Annotated in this window: 20 protein-coding genes; 11 read left to right on the forward strand and 9 right to left on the reverse strand. The window is 46.9% G+C overall.

The genetic code is table 11. The features are described from left to right. Window positions 1–691: 691 nt before the first annotated feature. The 3 genes from AC5JL3_RS19360 (at window position 692) to AC5JL3_RS19370 (ending at window position 2,316) form a co-directional block, all read left to right on the forward strand. Window positions 692–1,552 carry a GNAT family N-acetyltransferase gene (locus AC5JL3_RS19360; protein ID WP_496076016.1) on the forward strand — a complete coding sequence of 287 codons (861 nt, stop codon included), beginning with the start codon at window positions 692–694 and terminating at the stop codon, window positions 1,550–1,552. A 130-nt stretch (window positions 1,553–1,682) separates the two neighbouring features. Further along, a complete protein-coding gene (locus AC5JL3_RS19365; protein WP_496076017.1) occupies window positions 1,683–2,144 on the forward strand; it encodes a hypothetical protein in 462 nt (153 codons plus the stop codon). Window positions 2,145–2,172: 28 nt separating this feature from the next. Next, complete coding sequence (locus tag AC5JL3_RS19370) at window positions 2,173–2,316, forward strand: hypothetical protein (RefSeq protein ID WP_496076018.1); 144 nt, start codon at window positions 2,173–2,175, stop codon at window positions 2,314–2,316. A gap of 4 nt (window positions 2,317–2,320) precedes the next feature. Here the strand turns inward: AC5JL3_RS19370 and AC5JL3_RS19375 are convergent, their stop codons facing one another. After that, window positions 2,321–3,175 (reverse strand): nitroreductase family protein, encoded by an 855-nt coding sequence (locus AC5JL3_RS19375; RefSeq protein ID WP_496076019.1) that lies wholly within the window; start codon window positions 3,173–3,175, stop codon window positions 2,321–2,323. A 530-nt stretch (window positions 3,176–3,705) separates the two neighbouring features. Between AC5JL3_RS19375 and AC5JL3_RS19380 the strand changes: the two genes are divergently transcribed. After that, window positions 3,706–4,188 (forward strand): thioredoxin family protein, encoded by a 483-nt coding sequence (locus tag AC5JL3_RS19380; RefSeq protein ID WP_496076020.1) that lies wholly within the window; start codon window positions 3,706–3,708, stop codon window positions 4,186–4,188. Between the two features lie 428 nt (window positions 4,189–4,616). Here AC5JL3_RS19380 and AC5JL3_RS19385 read toward each other — a convergent pair whose 3' ends face one another. Beyond that, window positions 4,617–5,636, reverse strand: a complete 1,020-nt coding sequence (locus AC5JL3_RS19385) for a tRNA dihydrouridine synthase (RefSeq protein ID WP_496076021.1) — start codon at window positions 5,634–5,636, stop codon at window positions 4,617–4,619. Between the two features lie 260 nt (window positions 5,637–5,896). Between AC5JL3_RS19385 and AC5JL3_RS19390 the strand changes: the two genes are divergently transcribed. Beyond that, a complete protein-coding gene (locus AC5JL3_RS19390) occupies window positions 5,897–7,027 on the forward strand; it encodes a hypothetical protein (RefSeq protein ID WP_496076022.1) in 1,131 nt (376 codons plus the stop codon). Between the two features lie 396 nt (window positions 7,028–7,423). On the opposite strand, the gene AC5JL3_RS19395 is transcribed toward AC5JL3_RS19390, so the two are convergent. Then, window positions 7,424–7,690 (reverse strand): hypothetical protein, encoded by a 267-nt coding sequence (locus tag AC5JL3_RS19395; protein WP_496076023.1) that lies wholly within the window; start codon window positions 7,688–7,690, stop codon window positions 7,424–7,426. Window positions 7,691–8,197: 507 nt separating this feature from the next. Further along, a complete protein-coding gene (locus AC5JL3_RS19400) occupies window positions 8,198–9,082 on the reverse strand; it encodes a bile acid:sodium symporter family protein (protein WP_496076024.1) in 885 nt (294 codons plus the stop codon). Between AC5JL3_RS19400 and AC5JL3_RS19405 the strand changes: the two genes are divergently transcribed. Further along, a complete protein-coding gene (locus AC5JL3_RS19405) occupies window positions 9,081–9,347 on the forward strand; it encodes a hypothetical protein (protein ID WP_496076025.1) in 267 nt (88 codons plus the stop codon). The two genes, AC5JL3_RS19400 and AC5JL3_RS19405, sit on opposite strands and share 2 nt — an antisense overlap. A 151-nt stretch (window positions 9,348–9,498) precedes the next feature. Here the strand turns inward: AC5JL3_RS19405 and AC5JL3_RS19410 are convergent, their stop codons facing one another. Both AC5JL3_RS19410 and AC5JL3_RS19415 read right to left on the reverse strand, forming a co-directional pair. Then, the gene (locus AC5JL3_RS19410) at window positions 9,499–9,915 is read right to left on the reverse strand and encodes a hypothetical protein (protein WP_496076026.1); all 417 of its coding nucleotides are present in this window, start codon (window positions 9,913–9,915) and stop codon (window positions 9,499–9,501) included. Beyond that, window positions 9,908–10,801, reverse strand: coding sequence for a pirin family protein (locus AC5JL3_RS19415; protein ID WP_496076027.1), 894 nt, complete (start codon window positions 10,799–10,801; stop codon window positions 9,908–9,910). The genes AC5JL3_RS19410 and AC5JL3_RS19415 overlap by 8 nt, the downstream gene beginning before the upstream one ends. A 130-nt stretch (window positions 10,802–10,931) precedes the next feature. Between AC5JL3_RS19415 and AC5JL3_RS19420 the strand changes: the two genes are divergently transcribed. The 4 genes from AC5JL3_RS19420 to AC5JL3_RS19435 all read left to right on the forward strand — a co-directional run bounded on the left by AC5JL3_RS19420 (window position 10,932) and on the right by AC5JL3_RS19435 (window position 14,722). After that, window positions 10,932–11,465: a PadR family transcriptional regulator gene (locus AC5JL3_RS19420; protein WP_496076028.1), complete on the forward strand. Its 534-nt coding sequence runs from the start codon at window positions 10,932–10,934 to the stop codon at window positions 11,463–11,465. Between the two features lie 90 nt (window positions 11,466–11,555). Continuing rightward, complete coding sequence (locus AC5JL3_RS19425) at window positions 11,556–12,512, forward strand: tyrosine-type recombinase/integrase (protein ID WP_496076029.1); 957 nt, start codon at window positions 11,556–11,558, stop codon at window positions 12,510–12,512. Between the two features lie 78 nt (window positions 12,513–12,590). Continuing rightward, window positions 12,591–13,349, forward strand: a complete 759-nt coding sequence (locus tag AC5JL3_RS19430) for a ParA family protein (RefSeq protein ID WP_496076030.1) — start codon at window positions 12,591–12,593, stop codon at window positions 13,347–13,349. Then, entirely contained in the window at window positions 13,346–14,722 is a 1,377-nt protein-coding gene (locus tag AC5JL3_RS19435; protein WP_496076031.1) for a ParB/RepB/Spo0J family partition protein, read from the forward strand. Before AC5JL3_RS19430 ends, AC5JL3_RS19435 begins: the two co-directional genes overlap by 4 nt. A 48-nt stretch (window positions 14,723–14,770) precedes the next feature. Here AC5JL3_RS19435 and AC5JL3_RS19440 read toward each other — a convergent pair whose 3' ends face one another. Genes AC5JL3_RS19440 through AC5JL3_RS19450 form a run of 3 tightly spaced genes read right to left on the reverse strand, consistent with a single transcriptional unit; the run spans window position 14,771 to window position 21,724 of the window. Further along, on the reverse strand, window positions 14,771–17,443 hold the full coding sequence (locus tag AC5JL3_RS19440; RefSeq protein ID WP_496076032.1) for a pPIWI_RE module domain-containing protein: 2,673 nt from the start codon (window positions 17,441–17,443) through the stop codon (window positions 14,771–14,773). Then, the gene (locus tag AC5JL3_RS19445) at window positions 17,433–20,609 is read right to left on the reverse strand and encodes a pPIWI_RE_Z domain-containing protein (RefSeq protein WP_496076033.1); all 3,177 of its coding nucleotides are present in this window, start codon (window positions 20,607–20,609) and stop codon (window positions 17,433–17,435) included. The genes AC5JL3_RS19440 and AC5JL3_RS19445 overlap by 11 nt, the downstream gene beginning before the upstream one ends. A 23-nt stretch (window positions 20,610–20,632) precedes the next feature. Beyond that, window positions 20,633–21,724 carry a restriction endonuclease-related protein gene (locus AC5JL3_RS19450; RefSeq protein ID WP_496076034.1) on the reverse strand — a complete coding sequence of 364 codons (1,092 nt, stop codon included), beginning with the start codon at window positions 21,722–21,724 and terminating at the stop codon, window positions 20,633–20,635. Window positions 21,725–22,043: 319 nt separating this feature from the next. Here AC5JL3_RS19450 and AC5JL3_RS19455 point away from each other — a divergent pair, with 319 nt between their 5' ends. Continuing rightward, entirely contained in the window at window positions 22,044–22,610 is a 567-nt protein-coding gene (locus AC5JL3_RS19455) for a recombinase family protein (RefSeq protein ID WP_496076035.1), read from the forward strand. Window positions 22,611–22,620 lie beyond the last annotated feature (10 nt).

Raw genomic sequence — 22,620 nt, forward strand, 5'->3', positions numbered from 1 at the left:
AACTAAGGTGACCCAACTGGCGAGCCGCAGCGAGTAATGTATCTATTTCCTGAAAAAGATACAAAGCAAAAAGCGCTCTACTTTAGACCAGCTAGGGCAGTTGTCTGATTGAATAGATTATGGAAACAAAGATTATCAGTTGCTCAACTGTAGTAACAAATTTGTTACTACGCTAATGCTCTTTAGGCGGAGTCTTAAGAAATATTTTTGATAAGGGTCTGATGCCTACAACGTCCCAAAAAGATAGAAAGATGGGGTTTTAGGGACATAGATAAAGTTACGAGTTGTTGGTACAGATTTTCAGCCGGAAAGGGGTAGTCGAGAGCCAGGTAGAGACAGTATCAAAAAATGGTCGTTTTTTGCTACACAACGGGACGTTTGTGTAACAGGATTGGACATCCATAACGCGCTCGCGCACTTCGAGAATATTCCTGCTTGTTGCGAGTGAGGACTTGGTAGAGCCAGAATCAGACTTTCTAACTTAAGTAATTTGGGCAGTGTCCTGGGAAGTGGGCTGACTGCTCATAGCTCCGTTGGTCTTTTACCCAAACCTTCCAGCTTATGACACCTAAGTTTGAATGTTTAAGCAGCACTCACTATTGCTTTCGTTAAATTTCTATAGGTATTTCTGACAAGACACGTAAAATTCTTTGGCTGAGATTCAGTTGTTGTTTACTTTAGGCAAAGTTTCATGGGCAGAAACAGGATGAACCTTAATCACTTTGAAGATGTCAATCAGTATTACGAACACGTAAAGAGTGATTTACTTCAACATGAAGCACACCATAATCTGATATTCGGGGTGATTGACGGGTTGATAAACCAGCCGGAACGGTTGATCAATTCTCCCTATTTGGTGACGGTGGAGGAAGATAGTCGCATACTCGTCGTTGCACTTCTGACCCCGTCACGCAAGCTTGTTTTATCTCGATCTTTGCATCCTCAGGCACTCAACGCAGTTGCACAAGACCTTCAGGCACAGCAAGCCTCTATAGCTGGCGTCGTTGGTCTAGTGGATGAGGCGCTAGCATTTGCCCAAGCCTGGCAAGCCATTGCAGGTCAGTCTTATCGCCAGGGTATGCAAATGCGTGTTTATCAGCTTGAAACTGTACAGCCTCTGCGTAAAGCCAACGGCTATTTTCGACAAGCTACTCAAGCAGACCGTAATGTATTAATTGATTGGTCTCAAGCATTTATTCAAGAAGCCCTGAACAAGACAATTGAGTATGATGAGGCTGAACAAATTATTGAGCGTTATCTCAGTAAGGGTGCCTTATCTCTTTGGCAAGATCAGGTTCCGGTTGCGGCGGCAGGCTACAGTGGGGCAACTCCCAATGGAATTCGGGTTAATTTTGTGTATACCCCGCCTAACTATCGTCGCCAAGGTTACGCCAGTTCCTGTGTTGCAGCTCTGAGTCAAACTCTACTCGCTCAAGGACTGAGGTATTGCTTTTTGCTTACGGACTTGGCGAATCCAACTTCTAATCATATTTACCAAGCGATTGGTTATCAGCCTATCTGTGATCTGAACGACTATTGGTTTGAGGAATGAGATTCAGAAACTGAGGAGTGCAATTAAAAGTGGTGGTTCCCGTCAAGTGATCGCATAACTGCAACTAGTCAAGGGTATGGCATTAGTAGTTTTATATACTAAACTCATCCGATTCGCCTAGATAAACAGTATGTCTTTACAACCGGCTCAAGGACAGTCAAACGAAAACCCAGAAATGACAAAAACTGGGTTTCTTGAACGCCTAGTCGGGCAATGGGAGGGCGAAGGGAAGTCGAATAACCGTGAGATTCGTGATTTGATGCAGTTCGAGTGGGCGTTGAACCAGCGATTTGTGCGCTTCTTCTACAGGGCAATAGCGGGAGATAACTACGAAGGAGAAGGATATATTTGGTATAATCCCTCGCACAGATGTTATGAATGGTGGGAATTTAACAACGGACAACGTCCAGTACGTAGGCATACAGGGCACAGCAACCCAAACCAACTAGTACTGGAGGAAGACGGCGAGGAGCAAAAGATGCGCCTAACCTTTACTTTTGTTGACGACAGCACGTTGGAGATGACCGAATCCGTTTTAGAGGAAGAACAAGTCGAGCCTTACGTAAGGGTGAGGTTCCAGCGAAAAACTTAAAGAAGTTAGATCAAGGTGAAGCTGGGCGATGTACTTGCATTCCTTACTATATGTGCTTCAATCTTTGATGCCAGGAAGAGAAGATGTTGCTCAATTGAATAAAGAAGAAATAATCGGCACAGAAGAACGAAACACTCTACAGGGAAGTGGAAATAAGCGGTTCCACATTTAACTCGTTATTCGAGGGCTAAGTTTTGCTGCTCCAGAAAAGCTCGAAAGGTTCTACGTTCTCGGACAGATAAACGACGAGCTACATTATCCGTCCACTTGAGATTCGGTTGAATACCATATCGCTCAGGGTGAAGCTGTTTTTCAGTGGGAATTGGTGTGAGACCATGACGAGTGTCGTCATAAGTATGCAACTGTTCTAGGAGATGGGAATCATCGTAGTGATTTCGATGAACCACCACCGATTGTGGGAGACGAATCGTTGTCTTGCCTTCGTCGGCTGGATAACCCAATCCTAATCCAGCAAATGGGTAAACACCTGTTGGGAGTTTCAGCCAAGCCGATACTTGCTCGATCTGATTTCTCACAACACTGATTGGGCAACACCCTAGTCCAAGTGATTCGGCGGCAACAATCAAGGACATCATGGCGATTGCTGCATCCCCAGTCGCGTTGACCAGCATATCGAGAGTGTTGTTCTCATTAACCAGTCCTTTACTTTCCGTAATTCGCCACCCACGACGTAAGTCGGCACAAAACACGAGAAGATGTGGGGCCTTATCAACCCAATCGTCCATACCAGGTAGTTGACTAATTTGAGCTTTGAGTTCTTTTTCCTCCACGACAATGATCGAATATTGCTGTAGATCCGATTTCGAGGGAGCCGATTGAGCACAAGCCAACAAATAAGTAAGGGTGGACTCACAAACTCTGTCGTTACGAAAATCTCGGTGGCTACGTCTATTCAACAGTTGACATGTGACTTGAGTCTCGAAAGTTGGCTCGCCGAGGGGAACGGCAGTCCCATATCGTTCTGCTGTTAGGTGGTCAGTACTACTGTTAAACAGTTTTTTTCTAGTCATATTGATAATAGTGTTGGTACTTTAGCCGCCAGCATGGCTTAACAATAACCTCGGATTGGGTACAAGGTACTTCTGGTATGACCGTGAGATTGAGTTTTACCTTACCTTTCTTTCGAGCCAACACACCTAACTTCAAATTCTTCAGTGAGTTTTCGTTCATCCGATTAGGCGTATAACTGGATTTACTTGAGTCTTTGCTTAATCCCATCTGGTAGAAGTATGAGCAGACCATCCAGCAATAGATGATTGAGATCCGATAACTCCACTCCTACCAGAAATGCGCTCACTTTTTGCCAGGTGATATCCTATTGCACTTGCTGTAATCCTGGAAAGATAACCCACAGTGCTCAGAGTAGAGCCAGTTCGGAGATGCTGTTGCGACTTGGCTGGTTTTTCCAACTTATAAAGTTCTGTAATAGTTGCATAACTTCTCGGACTAGCCCAGATAACTCAATAGGGAGAGTTAAACAAGTTCTCAAAGTATCGGTGGCGACATTCATGCTTAGTTTAACGCAACAATGGAGGACTTAATGCTGAAGCAAATTACTCTACTTTTTGGATTGCTGATCTTGGCTGGTAGTGTAGTCGCCTGTGAAGCAAAGGTGCCTAATAGTCCATCGTCTTCGGTTTTCATATATGACGAAGCTATTGATCCGCACGAGCAAGTGGATACGGCTCTTAAAAAGGCAAATGCAGAAGGAAAGCCCATTTTGATGCAGATTGGCGGTAACTGGTGTAAGGATGCTAAGCGCTTAGATGCTTTTTATAGTGAGCAGCCAGCAGTCAAGCAGGTTATCGAAGAGAAGTTTGTTTTCATTAGGGTGAACAACGATCGAGAGAACCCAAACTGGGAATTTTTCAACAAGTTACCCAGTTTTTCTTGGATTCCGACACTAATAATCTTGGATGCACAAGGCAATATCGTTGCTGTGCGCGAAGGTAAGCAATTGGAAACCAACAATGAGTATGATGCACAACTTATCCTCTCTTTTTTGAATGAAGGAACAAAGTGACCGATCTGACGGATTTGATTCAATTACTTGACGCAGCCGTCTGTAATATTCTCTAGGACTTACAAGATTTCCACTAACTACTATCCCTGATAAAAAAAAGTGTTACTCGTGGAAATTCCCTACTAAGAGAATCCTCATTACCCCCTGATCGGCAACCTCTTGAAAAGCTATCTCACTAGAGGCTATAACAGTCTCTACATAAGCCAAAAGTGTTGAATCATTCATAGTAATGATGTATCACCATTCTTGATATTCTAAAGTTTTTACTAACATTCCATCCTTCTCAGTACATTCCTCCGTCGGCACTCTGCAAACCCGAAAAAACAGAAAAGATTAGAAAAGTTGTTGAGGCAAATGGAAACTCTACTAGCTGAGAATTAATTCTCTGACTATCAAAGAAATCCGGCTCGCAAGAAATTGAACTCTAGTTAGAGGCTCAATGAGGGTGCAAGGGCGTAATTTTTCGTTAGATCATCAAGGAAAACACGATCACAGAGGTTAAGCAGTTCTACCTCAGTCTGCGTCTGTCGCATCCGCCGCAAGAAATCTCCTTCAGCATCAACATTCAGGGCAATGTAGTTGAGGAACATTTTGAGATAGCCGACGCGCGATCGTACTGGCATGGTTGCTGCCGTGGGGGTTTGCCATAAACGCTCAATATAGTGGCGTACCTCGACTAAAGGAACGGGCGTGATCGGCTCTCCTCGCAAAGCCTGCCGAATTTGATTAAAAAGCCAAGGATTCCCGATCGCCCAACGTCCCACCATCACTCCCGCCGCGCCTGTTTGAGAAAGCACATCTAGGGCTGTTGTCGCCGAGTGGATATTGCCATTGGCAAGCACTGGACAATGAACCCGTTTGACCGCTTCAGCAATCAAATCATATTTCACTGCCCCGTGGTACATATCTTTCACCGTGCGACCATGCAAAGAGAGCAAATCAATGCTGTGGCGATTAATTAGATCGAGAATCAAGTAGAAGGTATCTGTATTTTCAAAGCCTATACGCATCTTGACAGTTAAAGGTCGATCATTGACAGCTTGCCGCAGTTCTCTCAAAATCCGATCTACTTTTTCGGGTGAGAGTAGCAATCCACCGCCAACATTTTTGCGATAGATTCTCGGTGCGGGACAGCCCATGTTCAAGTCAACTCCAGCGATATTATAGTTGCACAGATCAATCGCTGTTCTGACTAAGTCGGGAATGCTTTCGCCAATCATTTGAGCAAAAATGGGACGACCTGTGTCGTTTTCAGTGATGGATGCCAGAATGCTACGATTGAGCCGTGAGGTATCATTGACGCGGAAGTACTCGGTGAAGAAGTAGTCAGGACTGCCGTAATGGGCAATGACCTTCATAAACCAATGGTTTGTCACATCCTGCATGGGTGCAAGAGCGGTGAGGGGTAGGTTGGGATGGAGCGATGGGGGGAGTAATACCTGGGACATAGAGATTCCAGTGTTCGACAAAGCCTCACTGTATCAACTAGGGTAGTAGGTCGGGTCTCCTCTGTATGCGATCGCCCGGAATGCCCCCCTTTGAGTCATCACTGGATAAATTGCCGCTTCACTCATTTCAGGTAATCGCTCATAGTCCTTTAATTGCCATGGTTGCTACCCGGATTGGACGCACTCGGTTTAGCTGAGATTGCCATTTGCTCCAGCTAAGTGTTTAGGCTGAGATAGGCATCCTGTGTTGAACCACCATCATGAAAAAGAAACGCCCGCAACAACAAGTAACACCCCCAGTCAAGGGATTGAATATTATTGCACTGAAGCGTTCAGCTTCCCCAGTCGAGCCGTCACAGGAACAACCAACAGCGGTATCGATTGAAAAGCCGGAAATCGAGGCGACATCTGCCTCAGAGGCAGTGGCACCCAAGCCAGTGGATGACCTTGCTCCTGCATCTTCTTCCGTTCCCACTTCGCCCCCCGTTTCAGAGGCGCTTACATCTTCCCCAGAACAGAACCCAGAGCCAGTGCCCGACTCCATCGCCTCTGACCCCGCTTCGGCGGTCTTATTTCAAGCGGTTGGCATAATCTGCGGTGAGATAACCAGCGAGGGGGACAAAACTTTTGTGACAATCGGGGAAAAGTTGTATGCACTCTATTATTCCAGCACACATAAGAGGGCTTATGAGGCGCTTAAAAAAGAGATCACTTGTACCGGGATTACCCAGCAAAAGTTAATCGTCTATCCCAGGATTACTCACTTCCCTGGAGGAAAACAGCCCTACCGCCTAGCCTTCCAACTGGCAGGGTTTGTCGGTCACTCGGTGTCTGGAGAGGGAATTGAGAGTGTTCTGGAAGAAAACGAGTTCAAAATCTGTGGTTTATGGCAGTTCATTCCGGTTTGTCGGGTACCTTGCATCTCAGTATTTAAAAACTTTGATAAGCAACGGCTTGAGTACATCAAATCGGCACCCTTGGACAAAAAAGTAAACTTCATGAAGGCATCTCACATTCCGGTACTCTGGCGAGATGCCCCTGTGCCTCCATTCCGGTTCAACAAAAACCTGGATAAAGAGACTCAGGGCAAAGCGTCTTTTGTGCAGCTCAAGGCACGGTTCAACAGCGCCAACGACAACTTTGAGTTTGTCGAGCTTTTAGGAACCCCTAGTGAGTCGCCGCCTAATTACCTAAAAGCTGGCTCGAAGGATAAAGCTGATGCCGCCAGGACAAAACTTGCGGCTTCAAAAGCTCGGAAACACTCGTCTTCGCCAGTTTCAGACAACAACGCTGCCCAACAACCTGGTGCTACCTCTAAGCCTAAGCCTAAGCCTAAGCCTAAGCCTAAGCTCAAGGTTGTCGCCGAGCCTCACGAGGCGACGCGCTCGTGAAGTTGTGGCACAGATACTTGAATTAATTCTCAAATATATTGGCTCCTTTAAAACTTCATCTAAGTGCTTCCAGAGAAGATTCATAAGGGGCGATCGCCTGTTCACACTTTATCAATTCTTCATAGATAGGGGGTGACACCCCTCACCCCCCAAGGGTAATAATAAGGTTAGTAGATGCACCCTGATGACTGAGAGAGCCGCACAACGTGACTCTCTTGTTTTTTTTGTGATCGTGGTTTTGTCTCAAGAGTTTAGTGTAGTTATAACTATTGCTTCTTTCGTTATAACTACTGCCAGACGTTGTTTGTCTAGAAAAACTTGGTTGACGTGTAGATTTCATACAGTGCAATTCGCTGATCCTGTAGTGTACGAAATATACACTACAGGTCTGATGACCTAAACGTTTTCGTGTGTCGGTTGCTTTGTGTTATCAACACGAACCTCTGCATTTTTTCCGGTGATGTTGGCTTCATTCTTAGTATTTTGGGCAAGACCCGCAGCACCCGCGATCGCTGTTCCAGCTAAACCCATACCAGAAGAACGTTGACCGTCACTAAGAGGACACAGTACAGCAGCAAGACCAATTACTCCACCAATAGTTGCCAAAAATACGGGAGTGCAAGCTCGAACTAACTCAGGATTCATCTCTTTCGCAGTTGTCATTGTGTAGAAGCTCAGCTTTACAGTGAGCTGTATTAACCTATCCACCCGCATTCCAAGGTTTACGCAAGTATTTCAAATACTTAAAATTCTTTCAACAAGGGATGCTGGGTAAGATAATCCTTACTACCCTGAAGAAAGCTCGAAATCCTAAAATCTTTTCAAAAAGTACCCTCATAGGTACCCTAATCCCCTCGGCTCTACGAGTGTAGTTCGTTCTACAGACTCGTCAAGGGACGCTTCGCTACGCCCTTGACCCTCCACTAATTCGCCAACAGCTTCTTAGAAATCGCGGCTACAAAACCGAAGTCCGCCTGTGCGGACTGTCTTAAAACCTGCGTAGGCGGGTTTTGTTTGTATAGCCCCAGACATAAGAGTCTGTGGGCAATTTGCAACGCAAGGGATGCACCCATAGCGAACTTGCTTTGGGGTCATTCCGCTAACGATTAAAATTTTAGGTAAATCGGAAATCAAACTTGAAAGGATTGAATCAACGGTTAGATGATTTACTCATGATTTCTCTTCCTGATAAATCCTAGTAGCAGTTCTTCTGCCGTAGAAAATGGTAAGAAGGGCAGTGGCGTATGCAAATAAGCTGTAAATGGCAGCAGGAATCGCCAGATCGGGATTATTTAACAATCCGGCAGTAATGGCGATCGCCAGCGTCGCATTTTGAATTCCCACCTCGATCGCGATACAAATCTGCTGAGGAAATTTTAGGTTCAACAACTTACCCAACCCAAATCCGCTCGCCATTGAGATCACATTGAGCAGAACTACCCCAATCCCAACTTGGGCAATAAAAGTGGGGAGGCGATTCCACTCATGAATGATGATTGCCAGGATAATCAAAGCGAGGAAGCCAATGGCAAGACGGTTTGCAACCTTCTCTAGTCGGCGGGCTAAATTAGGAAACTGTTGCCGAATCAACATTCCCAGACCAACTGGCACCAGCGCGATCGCGAAAATTTGCAGCATGGTTTGCCCAACGGGTAAGGCGATCGCCGCACTTTGACCAGCAAAGTATTGCAGTGACAAATTTGCGAATATGGGAATTGTGAATACGGTAATGGCACTACTCAAAGCCGTTAGAGTCACAGAAAGGGCAACATCTCCTTTCGCCAAATAAGTAATCATATTTGAAGAAGGACCGCCTGGACAGAGTGCTAGCACCATTAATCCCACCGCCATTTCTGGTCGCATGGGCACGATTGAAGCGACTAGAAAGGCAATGATGGGGAGAAAAACCAATTGGCTGACTAAACCAACAGCCACCGCTTTAGGATAGCGGGTCACTCGTTGAAAGTCTTCTGGTAGAAGGGTTAACCCCATGCCTAGCATCACGAGCGCTAGACCTACTGGTAAAAGAACAGCGGTAAAAAAGGTAGCTTGCATGGAAGGAAAAAGCCTCCTTGAGCTTGCAGAAGCTATTCGTGTACTTGGTACAGGAACACAGGAAGATCAGAGAGAGTTAGAGCAATGGGTCGAATCGATGAAAAAGCATTTAGATGAGGCAACGCTTCAAAAGATACTAACAGAAAGAAAGCAAGCTCAGGAAAACAATGCTGGTGGACCAGTTGTTGCTGAACTGCGAAAAGCAGTTCATAAAGTTTCCTCTGAAACTCTGCAACTTTTGGGAAATGCTCACGTAGAGCTGTAGGGGTGGAAGATTGTTTGAGCTTGTCGCCAATCCGTAATTTTCCGACATTTGTTGCCTCAACCGGGCTACCTTACGCTGTGTCAGTACAAAGTTGTACCGCACAAAGAAATTGTTCGGGCCGATTCAATTGAACCGACACGAACCGACTAACTTATTGCTGATGCTCAGTCGCCAGCAGCGTCACGACATCGGCATGAGCTAACACCACATCAGGATGGCGTTGAAACGCTGCATCATACTTCATCGCGAAATCATCCCCTAATTCATCTGGGGTCAGCAGGATACGAACATCACTCACCAGAGCAGCAATCACCTCTGAGGTCACAGGTTCCGATGCCTGTAGCAAATCATCAATTTGCACAATCAGTTCTGAGAGTCGATGTAACCAGGCAAATTGGTCGTGATTGATTACCAGTTGCAGCAATTCACCTCTGGAAACCTGTCCTCGGACTTGTTCATATATTAAACGCTCTGTATCCAGCAAAAGTTTGTGCAGACGTAGCAATTTAATTCGTAACTCGCTGAGTAATTGATGTTGAGCGATGCGTTGTTGAAGTATGTTAATCATGGATACGTCCCATCCTTCCATTGCGGTAGTCTTCAATCGCTTGCAGAATTTCGGCTTCAGTGTTCATCACAAAGGGACCATAGCGCACCACAGGCTCATTGAGTGGTACGCCGGCAATGAGCAGCAGGTCGAGGGGTTTTTCGGCATCAGCCGAGTTAGCAATCGTCACCTCTGGCCCATCCTGAGCAAAGAGCACCATTTGCCCATCATCACCACGCTCAAGCTCTGCCCCAAATAAGCCCGCTCCCTCTAGTACATAGGCAAAGGCGTTGTATTCCTTCGGCACAGGTTGAACAAGAGTTGCGCCGGGTTGCAGCGTCAAGTGCAGATAAATAATCGGTGTGCGCGTCTCAATCACCGCTTTTGCCCCTAACGCTTCTCCCGCAATGACCCGCACCGTCACGGAAGCATCCTCGGTTTGAGCCACGGGAATTTGAGCTGACGGAATTTCCTGATAGCGGGGTGGAATCATCTTGTCTTGTTGCGGCAAGTTCACCCACAGTTGAATTCCATGCAGCCGTCCACCACGGCGGGTAAACTCTGCCTCCGGCATTTCGGAATGCACGACACCTGCGCCAGCCGTCATCCACTGCACATCGCCGGAATTTAAGAGTCCGGCATGTCCTTGAGAATCCTTGTGTTCTAACCGTCCTTCCAGGACATAGCTAACGGTTTCAAAGCCACGATGGGGGTGGTCGGGTGCGCCTTTCGCCTGACCCGGTTTCAGATTAACAGGACCGAGTTCATCGAGGAGGAGAAACGGGTCAAACTCTGAGAAGCTGCTTTTTGGGAAAGGACGACGCACCAGGAATCCTGCGCCTTCTAGCGTCTCAACGCTGTTGATGATTCCGGCAACAGTTCGTAGTGTTTGAGTTGGCACGGTCATACAATCGCCTCCGATGATTGGACAATTCTTTAGTTTGTCCTGTCCTATATATGATTAATCATATATTAACATGGGAGTAGATGAATATAACGAGTGGGGCTTTTCCCCCCTATAGTTCGGTAAACCGTTTATGTCTCTTGCCCACGTCATTCTCGGTCTTCTCCAGCAGCAGGAGAGGACAGGCTACGACCTCAAAACCGAGTGCTTTAACCAGTGCCTTGCCCACCTGTGGCCTGCCGATCAGGCGCAGATTTATCGCACATTAGACAAGCTAGAGGCGCAGGGTTGGATTGTCTGTACTGTTCAAATTCAGCAGGATCGTCCCAACCGTAAGGTTTACCAAATTACAGACACAGGCGTAGCCGAGTTAACCCAATGGCTCCAGACGCATCAACCCTTACCGATTCTACGAGAACCTTTACTCGCACAACTTCACTTTGCCGCCCTCTTACCAAATGAGGCGATTATCCCACTGCTGGAGCAAGAGCTTGAGGCACGGCGCGAAAAGTTAGCCGAGTGCGAAGCGCTAGCGGCTTCATCCCTGGAGGCTCCGGTTGCTTCCCGTGAGCAGAAGATGCATCGATTGGTGGTGGAGTTAGTGACACGACGGGAACAGACCTATCTGGATTGGCTTCATGATGCCATAGAAACGCTCCGAAGCTAGCCCTTGATGAGTTTGTGAGCTTGGGCTGTTGTCTGGTTCAATAGGTTATGGAAAGTTCTCTTTACTGAATATAAGATGTATGGCTAAGAGATGACGGAACAAAGAACCACGCAATCCGAGTTGGTTCTAACCACTCCCACTCCGCTCACGGCTCATCCCGCTGCCGTCTATCTAGCTAGCTTAACCTCTGGTAGCCGGCGCACGATGGGTAAAGCTCTAAATGTCATTGCTCGTATTCTAACAAACGGTCAATGTGATGCTTTGTCCCTAGATTGGTCAAAGTTAAGATACCAGCATACAGCAGCCATTCGAGCGGTGCTGATGGAACAGTACGCACCCGCCACAGCTAACCGAATGCTCTGCGCTTTGCGACGGACACTCAAAGAAGCACGGCGGTTGCGATTAATCAGTGCCGATGATTATGATGCTGCTGTAGACCTCAAGAGCGTGCGAGGAGATTCGCCCTTAAGAGGAAGAGTCTTGAAACAGAGCGAGATTGCGGCTCTCCTAAAAATTTGCAAGAATGACCCTTCACTGATAGGTGCTCGCGATGCGGCGTTGATTGCGATTCTTGCTGGCTCTGGCATCCGTCGAAGTGAGGCAGTGGCTCTTGAAGTTGCCGATTTTGACTCCGAAACAGGTGCCTTGCAAGTCCGCAAGGGGAAGGGGAGAAAGTTCCGTATAGTGTACTTGCCTCCTGGTGCGATCGCTGCCGTCAAGGCTTGGTTGGAGGTCAGAGGGAATTCTCCAGGTGTTCTCCTCAATCCAATTAGACGGGGAGGTCACATTGAGGCGAAGAGTATGACTGACCAAGCCGTGATGGTGATTCTTCGCAAACGAGGGGGGCAAGCTGGAATAGCAACCTTTTCTCCTCACGACTTCCGTCGCACGTTTATCAGTAACTTACTGGAAGCCGGTGCCGATGTTTTAACTGTGAGCCGCTTGGCTGGACACTCCAATCCGGCTACTAGCTTAAAATATGACCTGCGTGGGGAGAACGCCAAGCGAAAAGCTATCCAATTGTTGCACGTTCCCTATGAGGAGTAATTCTTATTCAAGCAAGGGTTTAATTGAGTGCGGCGGTCTTATGATTAGCTTATCGTTACCTAAAAGAGCCGCAGCCAAGTGAGCCGCGTCATCTCACTATTTAATCAATCGGGCGGGGTCGGGAAAACGACCCTGACGATGAACCTCGGCTACCATTTAGCACAGCGAGAGCATCGAGTCTTGTTGATTGATTTAGATCCGCAGTCCTCGCTGACGACGTTTATGGGTCTAGAGCCGTTAGAAATTGAGAAAACACTCTACGAGGCACTGCTCGAAGATGAACCACTGCCCATCCATACCAACATCCACGGTGTTGATTTAGCTCCAGCCAACATTAACTTGAGTGGGGCGGAACTGGAACTGGTGACGGCGGACATGCGGGAGCAACGGATGAAGGATGCGCTCGCACCCGTCCTCGACGAGTATGCATTCATTTTGATTGATTGTCCGCCCAGCCTTGGCATCTTAAGCTACATCAGCCTGGTCGCCTCAACCCACGTTTTGATTCCGATTCAGACGCAATATAAAGCTTTCCAGGGAACTGACTTGCTATTTCGCACCATTAAACGGGTGCGTTCCCGTGCGAACCGTCAACTCAAGATTGCCGGGTACTTGCCCACGATGTTTGCCAAGGGCAACTCTCAAGACCAACGTATCCTCCAGGCAATTCAAGACCAGTTTTCAGACGTTGAAGGAATAGTCTTTCCCTGCATTCCTCGGACAACCGCGTTGGCTGATGCGTCCGAGCAGCACTTACCTTTGGCGTTATCCGCACCTAAGCATCCAGCGGTAGACATTTTGACAACGATTGCCCAGATGTTGGAGGAAATTCCATGAGTCCGAGAAGCCGCAAGCCACCTGTTAAACGTCTCAAAGGTCTGGATAACTTGTTTGGGGAAGAACCCTTCCCCCTCCCCTGTCTGGCGATTGAGCAGATTATTCTGCCCTCCCAGCAACCCCGGCGCTACTTTGACCCAGAGAAGCTAGAGCAGCTCGTCCAGTCCGTTCGGGAACACGGTATCTTGGAGCCACTTTTAGTCCGTCCCTTATCAGAGGGAAACTACGAGTTGGTTGCGGGAGAGAGACGTTACCGTGCTGCTCAAGCCGTGGGCTTGTCAGAAGTGCCTGTGGTGGTCAAGGCGCTCAACGAACGGGAAGCGCTGCAACTGGCTTTGATTGAAAACTTACAGAGAGAAGACCTCAGTGCTTTTGAGGAAACGGAAGGAATTGTACAGCTACTCGCTTTGCAACTTGAGTGTCCTGTCGAGGACGTGCCGAAAGTCCTGTACCGCCTGCAAAACGAGCGGCTTTCTTCTAAATCTAATGGTAACGTTACCATTAATGCGGAAGCCGAAGCGGTGGAGCAAGTGTTTGCAGGGCTAGGGCTGATGACTTGGCAGTCCTTTATTAGAAATCGGCTCCCTCTACTTAACCTGCCCGAAGATATTTTGGAGGCTTTGCGGCAGGGGCAAATTGCCTATACAAAGGCGACTGTCCTGGCTCGGATTGAGGATGAGCAAGAGCGTCAAAGTTTGCTGCAAGATGCGATCACTTCTTCTCTCTCTTTAAGTCAAATCCGGGAGCGGGTCAAAGCCTCTCAACCGCCACTCGAACAAGGAGAATTTGCGGCTCGGATAGATGCGACGACTAAGCGAGTAAAGAAGTTAAAGGTGTGGGAGAACCCCTCAAAGCGCTCTCGACTCGAATCGTTGTTGAAACAGCTCGAAGCGCTAATCTCAGAATCGGGATTAGATGAAGCACAGCCGATTGAGGAAGCGGAAGCTAATCAAAATCAACCGCCACCGAGTGCCAAGAGTGAGCCGGAGAGTTCACTTATTGAATTAGGTTTAGACTCCTTAGAGAGTCAGCAAGCTGTCACTGAGGAGTTTTTCCGTGAATCATCGTCCCCCTCTCCAAGAACGGCTGAAGTGCCAGATGAGGGAGAAACTCCTTCAAGCTCATCCAATGATGAGCCACAACCTGATTTCAAAGAGGAGCAGGCACAGAAAGGCAATGAATCAACGGGTGAGTTAGTCAATAGCTCGCTAACGCATAGCCAGATGGTACAGCGATTGATGGTCAAGAGTTCTACGCTTGGCAGTGCCAAGAAAAGACCCGATTTAGCTGAGTGGATTAAGAGTAGAGACCCAGACGAGATCGCGTGGCAATGGGTAGCAGAATCTAAGCGTTTTTTGCCCTTGAAAAACTAGAAGGAGACGACTTCATCAGTTTTGGCAACACACTGCATTGTTTGCCCGTTACGGTTCTCGGATAGCTTGGATTGGTCGATAACTGTCAAGTCCAGCAGCAAGATGCAAGGGGGCAGGCAGAATAGTTGTATCAAGATAATGAATTAATCCATAGAGGCGTAAAGCTTGCACAAAACTTGCCCAATCACTGAAGCAGTCGCCCTCTTGCAACGTTAGGTTCAGAAAAACTCCGCGTGGGTTATACCCCTGAGCTTTTGGATTTGGCTTTTTTGCTTTGCCTGCATTCTTCCCTCTAGTTTTAGCCATTGGCACCAGTTTGCTTTCTTGTAGAATGCCGCCACTACGGGAAGTTGGACGTTGATTACTGAGGTAGTAGTAACCGCATTCAGCCCCCTGTGAAGGAGGATGAAACACTCCTCCAGTATGTCCAGCCAGTTCGCCACTCTTACCAACGGCTCGATATAGAGGAACTTCTCCAGTATCAGGAGTAATGATTGATGCTATTCGCACATGGGGATACTTGGAAATCGGAGTGAAGGTTACAGATTCGCGGGCATTAAAGTCGGTGTTAAAAGCAAGAGTACGTTTCTGCCAGTATTGCTTTTGCAGAAAATCCAATCCTTGTTTACGGAGATTGTCTGCCTCAAAGCAGAATAGGGTTGGTTGTTTGGACTCTTGGAACAGATTATGGAACACCCAGGCTTGAATCTTAGCTTTGCTTCCTTTAGAGTCAATAGGCTGAAAAGTTTTTCCCACAGCCATTTCCACCTGAAATGTATCGAAGTCTAACCAGTCATTACATCCATAGGCTTTGGCAGTGATACCTGTCTCATCCATGCGTACTGCCATAGGAAGGTACTCTGTTTTGTCGCCAATGTAGAAACGAATTAAGTAAACTCCTACACTCGCTACGCTAGCAGGAAAATTCTTAGCTTCAAAGTTCGGATAGATATAAGCGCCCGTCATTGACAAGCCTGTTAGCAAGGTATTTTCAACGCGGTGTGCAAAATTGCTTTTAAGAGATGATGCTTTAAGGAATTTACCATCCTCTTCAAGTGCTTCTTTCTCGTCCTCTCGTCGAGCAAGCTCAGCATTCAAAGCCTCAGGAGTGAGAAAATCCTTGGAGTCATCCTCAGCTTTCGGTTCAAAATGATCAGTGACACTACCCAGCCTCGCTAATGCGGGTCGAAAGCAAGGCTTTGGGTCTTTCTCACGCTCTTTCCAAAAAATATCTTTGGGTAAAATTTCTACTAGAGTTAAGGTTTTCCGCTCCTGAGGCGAGGGTGGCAGAGTTTGCTGAAATTTGTGAATACGATCGCTGCACTCACTTTTCCATGACTTACCAGGTAACTCTGCACCTAGAGTCCCAAGATCGTAAATTTCTACATTCGCAATGCCATACTTCCTGGCTAGTGGAACAATCAAATCTTTAGCTTCTTGGCTTTGCGCTAACAGAACTAATCTCAGATTGGAAGGGATGTGAAAGGGAGGGGGACTTGTCTCAGTAGCAAAATGAGATCTAACAAATGCCTCGACTTTGGTATAGGCAGATCTGACTCGATTAAGTGCTTTCTGATTATCACAACGAGAGTAGGCTTCCAGCAAAGAGAACTCTGTACCAAGAACCTGCTGAAACCGTTCAATGCAAGCCTGCTGGAACATCGCAATATCTACTGGAAAGAATCCCGGATTAACATTGTGGGAAGTTGACATCCTATTGTTGTAGACGGCTGCCCAGGCAAGATTACTGTTTCTGTAAGGGGTCTCAACCACATCCTTGGCAGTGAAGCGCTCTCGGCAGTTAAGCTCTTGTAAGAGCCGAACTAAATTGTTCTCAAACTCAATTCCCTTTTCCTTGCCCATATACTGTAGCTTGCAGGCAGCAAATCGGCTTGAGTTGACCGGTTTAATGCAAACACTTGTAGCAGATGGTAAATAACCCAATGACCAATTAATCCATCGTCTAAGACCAGCATTGCAGATGAGATAGGGATACCCCCCCGTGTCGTAGTGCAAGGCGAATTTTAGACAATAGGAGTAGTAATGAGTGATTTCTTCTTTCTCATCGCTGCCCCTCTTTTTGCGTTGTCGAGCTACCGGAAGGGGGAACCAACTAATTGCTTCGTTAATCCCCTCGCCCTCCAAATCACTCTCATACAGGACTACTTCTTCAGCTACTTCACCAGTCGAAGGGTTGACCAAAGAGAACGGGCTTGATGCAACAGCGGAAGCACATAGGTAGGGAATCAAATCATAGAACAGAGGGTCAATTCTCAGTTCCCCCTCTACTATTTCCCAAATTGGTTCTGGAAGTGACACTGGCTCAAACTGTAAATCATTACCAGAAAGGGCATGAATTTGAGCTATGTCATCATCAGTCAGGAACTTGGAATTTTCAAAGGAAACTCTGAGCCAAGTTTTGAATACATCAGCAATTTCTTTGGTAGAAATTTGATCGGTTTTAGAATAAAGCAATCTAGCGTTGGAGCTTGGTCTGAAAGCCCCTCGGCGAAAGAACAGAATGTCGTCAAATAATAGTTGAAGGATGGGATTCAACGCCTCAACTGGCGGCAGAACATAATCCTTACCCAACTTATGTCTTTGCAAGCGGCTCAATAGCTCCTTCCAATGTTGTGGAACTGTCAGAGCGTACAGATTAAACGGCAAAGCCAAGTGCGTGGGAACTTGCAGAGCCATCAATTGAATGCGATTATAAACCATCAATTTTCTCCAAAGCACGGTAGAAGGGTTCGTAGAGTGCCCGCACAAGCGCAAGTTCGCGGGCATCGTAGCCGGTTTTTCTCTTAGAAAGGTAAGGACGAAGAACGTATTCAAAACCTTTAAGTAGAGACTCTTGTGCCGTTTCGGGCTTACCTAGGGCGAGATTGGGTGCCCAAGCCGCATCAATAAATCGAATCAGGGTTGGCTGGTTACCGCGAATTGTGCGGGCGATCGCCTGCCAAGTCAGCACCAGCTGAGTCCAAATCAGCCCTTCCCTGACTTCTTTGGGCATTCCCCTGTTGGAATACCGTAAAGTGGTATCAAGGCTTTTCAAAAAAATGCTATACCCCTCACTACGCCAAGTTTCGCAAGCCTTTAGCAAGCCTCCCTCGCGCTCAAGAGCGAGCGCTTTTCTTTCTTCGCAAAGTGCTAACCGAAACTTGTAGTCAAGGTCGTCTGAGGCAGGATGTGGGCGCACCAAAAAGTATGCACCACCAAAGGCACTCAACCCCTGCTCGTTCAAAATATTCTTACCGCGCCCAATTGCGGCAATGGGTGCAATGAGGATGGCTCGGTTGGTATTGGCGAAATTTTCAATATTGCCACGGGCAATCAACGATTCATCAACATCTTCCAAAGGCGAACGGGAGGTCAAGGCTGCAACCTGATGGCTCCAGTTCTTACTGGTATCAATCGTCAAAACAGCATTATGAACAAAATCAACCTGCTCGTAGCTGTTGACGTACCAGATCAAACGCTTTCGCCCCTCAGGTAAAGCGTCAAAGTCACGCTGCAAGACATCGGTTTGTCGGAGTAGCGAGCGCACAACTTGCAGTAGAGATTCCTCTTTACTCTCGACTCCAGAGATACGAACGGGTTTACCATCGGGCCAGTAACAAGGCGAGAAATGAAAGTTGCTTTGAGCAATCGCTTCTACAGCTTGGTGTTCTTTGGGACGTAGTAAGTAATCGACCTTGAGATCGACATGGTAGATAGGGCTTTGCCCAGCCCAGCTTGTGCCGCTTAACAGTAGGGTATGTGCTCCCTGAGTTCCCTCAGCCGCAAACACTTGGGAAAAGTTTTCTAGCAGCCAACGTCCCTGTCCGAGCGACTGGAAGTACCAAAGCGTTAATTGATTCTCCTGCTGTTCGAGCTTAAATCCACAAACTAAACCAGATGCAAGCCCTGGAATCAATCCATAGAAGTCGCGGGGAATCCGATTGAAAAAAACTATCTCATCAGCACCATCTGCCTGTTCAGCTAAACCATAGGCTGTTTTAATTGCCTGCTGGAAAAATGACACAAATAGTACTAGCTTGAGAAACAATGCGAATCGACAGCTAAACCCCCACTTGTCATCAATCCCCTTCAGCCAGCCTTTTTTGGTTAGTTCCTTCTCAATTGAGGCGATCGTTTCCTGCTGTTCCTGCCAGTTCTCCGACACCAGCCTCATTGCATACTCAGCCAGCCAAGAATTTTTCCAATCGCCTAGCAGAAACTCAGCTAACTCCTGGTAAACAGGGCTTTTGTCAAGGATAAATATATTTGATTCAGTATCAATGCCCTGAGCCTTTGCAATCTCCAGAACGAAACGTCTTGCCAGAAAGGAGCAGGTGAAGAATTTATCTGCCAGCCACTCGCTCTCGTTGGGTGAAACCTGCAACTGTGTGCAAATGTTGTCAACAAGGGTATCGGCATTTTGGAGAGCATGATTGAATTGCCCAAAAAGCACCTGTCGCAAATCGCTTCTGGAGTTGCGTAGCTTGTGCGTTCGCGTCCAGGTCACTACTTTGTCAAGAAATCCGTTACTCCCTCTTTCAATTAGCTTGATAGCAGGTAGAAATGTCGAATCCAAATTAGCTTGAATTTTGTCGCACTCATCAAAGAAAACAACACTGCAAGTGCGATACATCAGTTCGTAGTAGGTGATTGATTGTGGACTGACGTGAGGAAGTGGGCGAGTGAATATAGCCGCAGCTGTCGTTGTCAGAATTACATCTGCATTCTTCAGCTCGTTAGCATCTCGGTGCCTGGGGCATTGTCCAATTAGAGGACAAATTCTTGCTCCCTCATTATCTCGGTCATCATTCTCCTGTTCTTGGACTTCTCTTAGATCGAAACATGGAGGTGAAGATGGAACTGATGGCTGAAAGTATTGACTTAAAGGGCAAGCTGTAGACAAATGCTCAAAGCCATCTAAGCCACCATCAACGTTGTGCCAGTTCTCAAGATGAGTTCTCCGGTTCCTTTGTCCAATGACGACTGATACCCGTAACCCAGCTTTGACCAGCAAACTCGCCATTCTCAGGCAGGTTACGACCTCGCTAAAAACGACACCAACCCGATGCCCTTTTTGAGCCAGTACTACAGTTAGAATCTCAATCAAGGTGGATTTGCCAGCATTAAGCAAGCCAACCATGTGCTTTACGCCGTCGAACACGATCTCGTTAGTAGTTGCAAATCCCATACCTTGGAAGTGTTCGAGGATTATGTTCTCTAAACGCTTCGTATAGTTACCACCACAGCACTTTTCTAGAAATTGTGCAGCCTCCTCTATCTCCTCCCGTTTAACTGAAATAGCTTTGATGTTTTCCCGATGTAGCGATATGACCTTACCCTGGTATAGGGGAAAATCTTGCGGAATTTTAACGCTATATGTGTTCTCTTCAACCTTAAACTTATATTCCTTACCAGCTTGAGCGTACTTAACCGTCCGATTGCGATATTTCAACTTGTTGCCCAGCAAATCCTCAAACTGCTCAAAGCGGTTACCCCAAATTGCGGGCATGGGTTTTCGGGAAAATCGATAGGAGTTATCAATCTCGTAGGCTCGGTACTTCGATGGAATCTGCCTGTACACCCTGACTAACTGCTCTGCAATATCCTCATTCGTGATGTAAGGAAGCAGTTGCCTTAAATTAAACAGGGTTTTATGAGCCTCTGCTGTATCGAGCAACTGCTTTAATTTTGGGAATAGGTAAAACCGACTAGAGATGAGCAACCATGCAGAAGTTGCCGTATCCAGTTCAGTTTGTATGCCCAGCCTCTCGATAGCAAATAGACAAAGCTCCACATCAAGCAAGGCTTCAATTTGATCCTTGTGCAAAGCTGTTTGCTTTCGCAACGTTTTTGAAGCCGATGAGCGCCAGGTTCTAGTCTCTCTCATGCTTAACCTTCCTTCGCGAGGATTTAGAGTGTCTCTTTAGTAGAGGCACCAGCCTTTTTCTTGGCTAGAGCGAAAATGGCATCGTCAAACACTGGTTTGGCATTCTGCCAACGCCATCGCGACTTGAGTTCTTTGAGATAGGCGGGACGGTCTCTCTTCCGCTCATTTGGGATGACAATATAGGCAAAACTCCAGGGGGGGTCGTTCGGGATTGGTTCATCACCCAGACGCTTCACCAGTAGATAAGGATTTGAATAGTCCTTTAAATCGAGTGCCCAGACCTCTCCATCAGCAAACGTAGCTCTTAAGTCGTAGCGATCGCAGGATGGATAAAGCTCAACCTGAAGTCCCAACTCTACCAACTTCTCGTATAGTCGAATTTCTGCACGTCCAGGGTAGAACCAGAAGCGCTCGATGCCACGTCTGAGTTTAAGAACGTCCTGGGGTAACTTGACTTTCCGCTTGAGCCTACGTCCGGGTGGACAGCGATTGCAGTCGGGGTTCGCAATTACTTGCGCGTTCGCTACTGATGTCAGTGCATGGCAATACGGACAGGCGTAGAAATTTTCCTGCAATCTGTAACAACTAGGTGCAGGTTCGTAACACTCCTCTAGTAAGTCAGCCAATCCAACACCAAGTCCAAACAGCCCTTTTGCTTCTACTAACGCCTGGTTAGTTAGAACGGGATGCTCAATGATGAATCTTCGGAACTTTGTATAAATTTGCGCCCCTTGCGAATGTGATTGGCAATGCTGAAGAAGTTTAGATGCAATTGTGGACTGCTCCTGAGAGAGAACGCTTCCACCGAAGGCTTCTGCTAATTCAATTGCAAGCTCAGTTGGTTCTCCAAGGAAGAGCAAGGTGTTCTCTGGATCAACTTCAGGGTCAACCTCCACTCCCCATTCTTCAAAAGGCTTCTCACACCAGTGGTTATAAAACTCTGGAAGCGCCGGGGGTGCTTGCTCAGGCTTACCTCCAAGTAGAAAACCCAAAACCACTCGGTCGTAGCCCAATTGGAGATTTTTGGGGTATGGATATAGCCTACCCTGCCGTTGTGATACCTGAATTAGTCCAGCAGAAATCTGCTCAAGAGCTAGCAAATCGAGTATAACCACGAGTTACTGTCCTAAAAAATCAGATTTTTATGATAGTAAATATAGCTCATAAATTTAGAGCTGCAACTTTTTTTTCGTGTGGATAAACAGATTCCTTCCTGGCTCTGAACGCCAGCTTTTAAAAAAACACCTTACACAGCGAGAATCGAGCCGCTTCTCAGAAACGGTCGTTTTTGAGAAAGACTTCCTTACCCCCTGTACATCCACCCTAAATCCCCCCACTCCGCTCTCAAAATCTCTTCTCACTCTTTTATCAAAACTCCTGGTATGATGAGTTTTGATAAAAGAGTGAGAAGAAGTTTGTGGTTATAAGATAAAAATGCTTATCGGTTATGCAAGGGTTAGTACACTTTCACAGTCACTGGACTTACAAATTAATGCTTTAGTCCAGGTAGGTTGTGATAAAAAGAGAATCTTCACCGATATTGTCAGTGGCTCTAAAACCACTAGACCCGGACTGGATAAAGCCCTGGACTACGCCAGAGAAGGTGACATCTTGGTCGTGTGGAAACTCGATCGCCTCGGTCGCTCGTTGGGGCATCTTATTGAAGTCGTGCGTGGATTAAGTGATAGGGGCATTGGGTTCAAAAGCATTCAGGAAAGCCTGGATACCACTACCAGCGGGGGCAGGTTAATTTTTCATGTGTTTGGTGCGATCGCAGAATTTGAACGGGACTTAATTCGTGAACGCACCAACGCCGGACTAGAGGCTGCCAGAGCCAGAGGCAAGAAGGGAGGTCGTAAACGAATCTTGACAGATAAACAAATCAGCATTGGCAAGTCATTGGCAGCCGATATGACGCGCAGTGTAGAAGACATTTGCGAGACGCTGAAAATCTCACCCGCGACTTATTATCGCTATATTCATAAACAATCACATCCTTAATATCTTCTGC

Source organism: Symplocastrum torsivum (genome assembly GCF_059505465.1).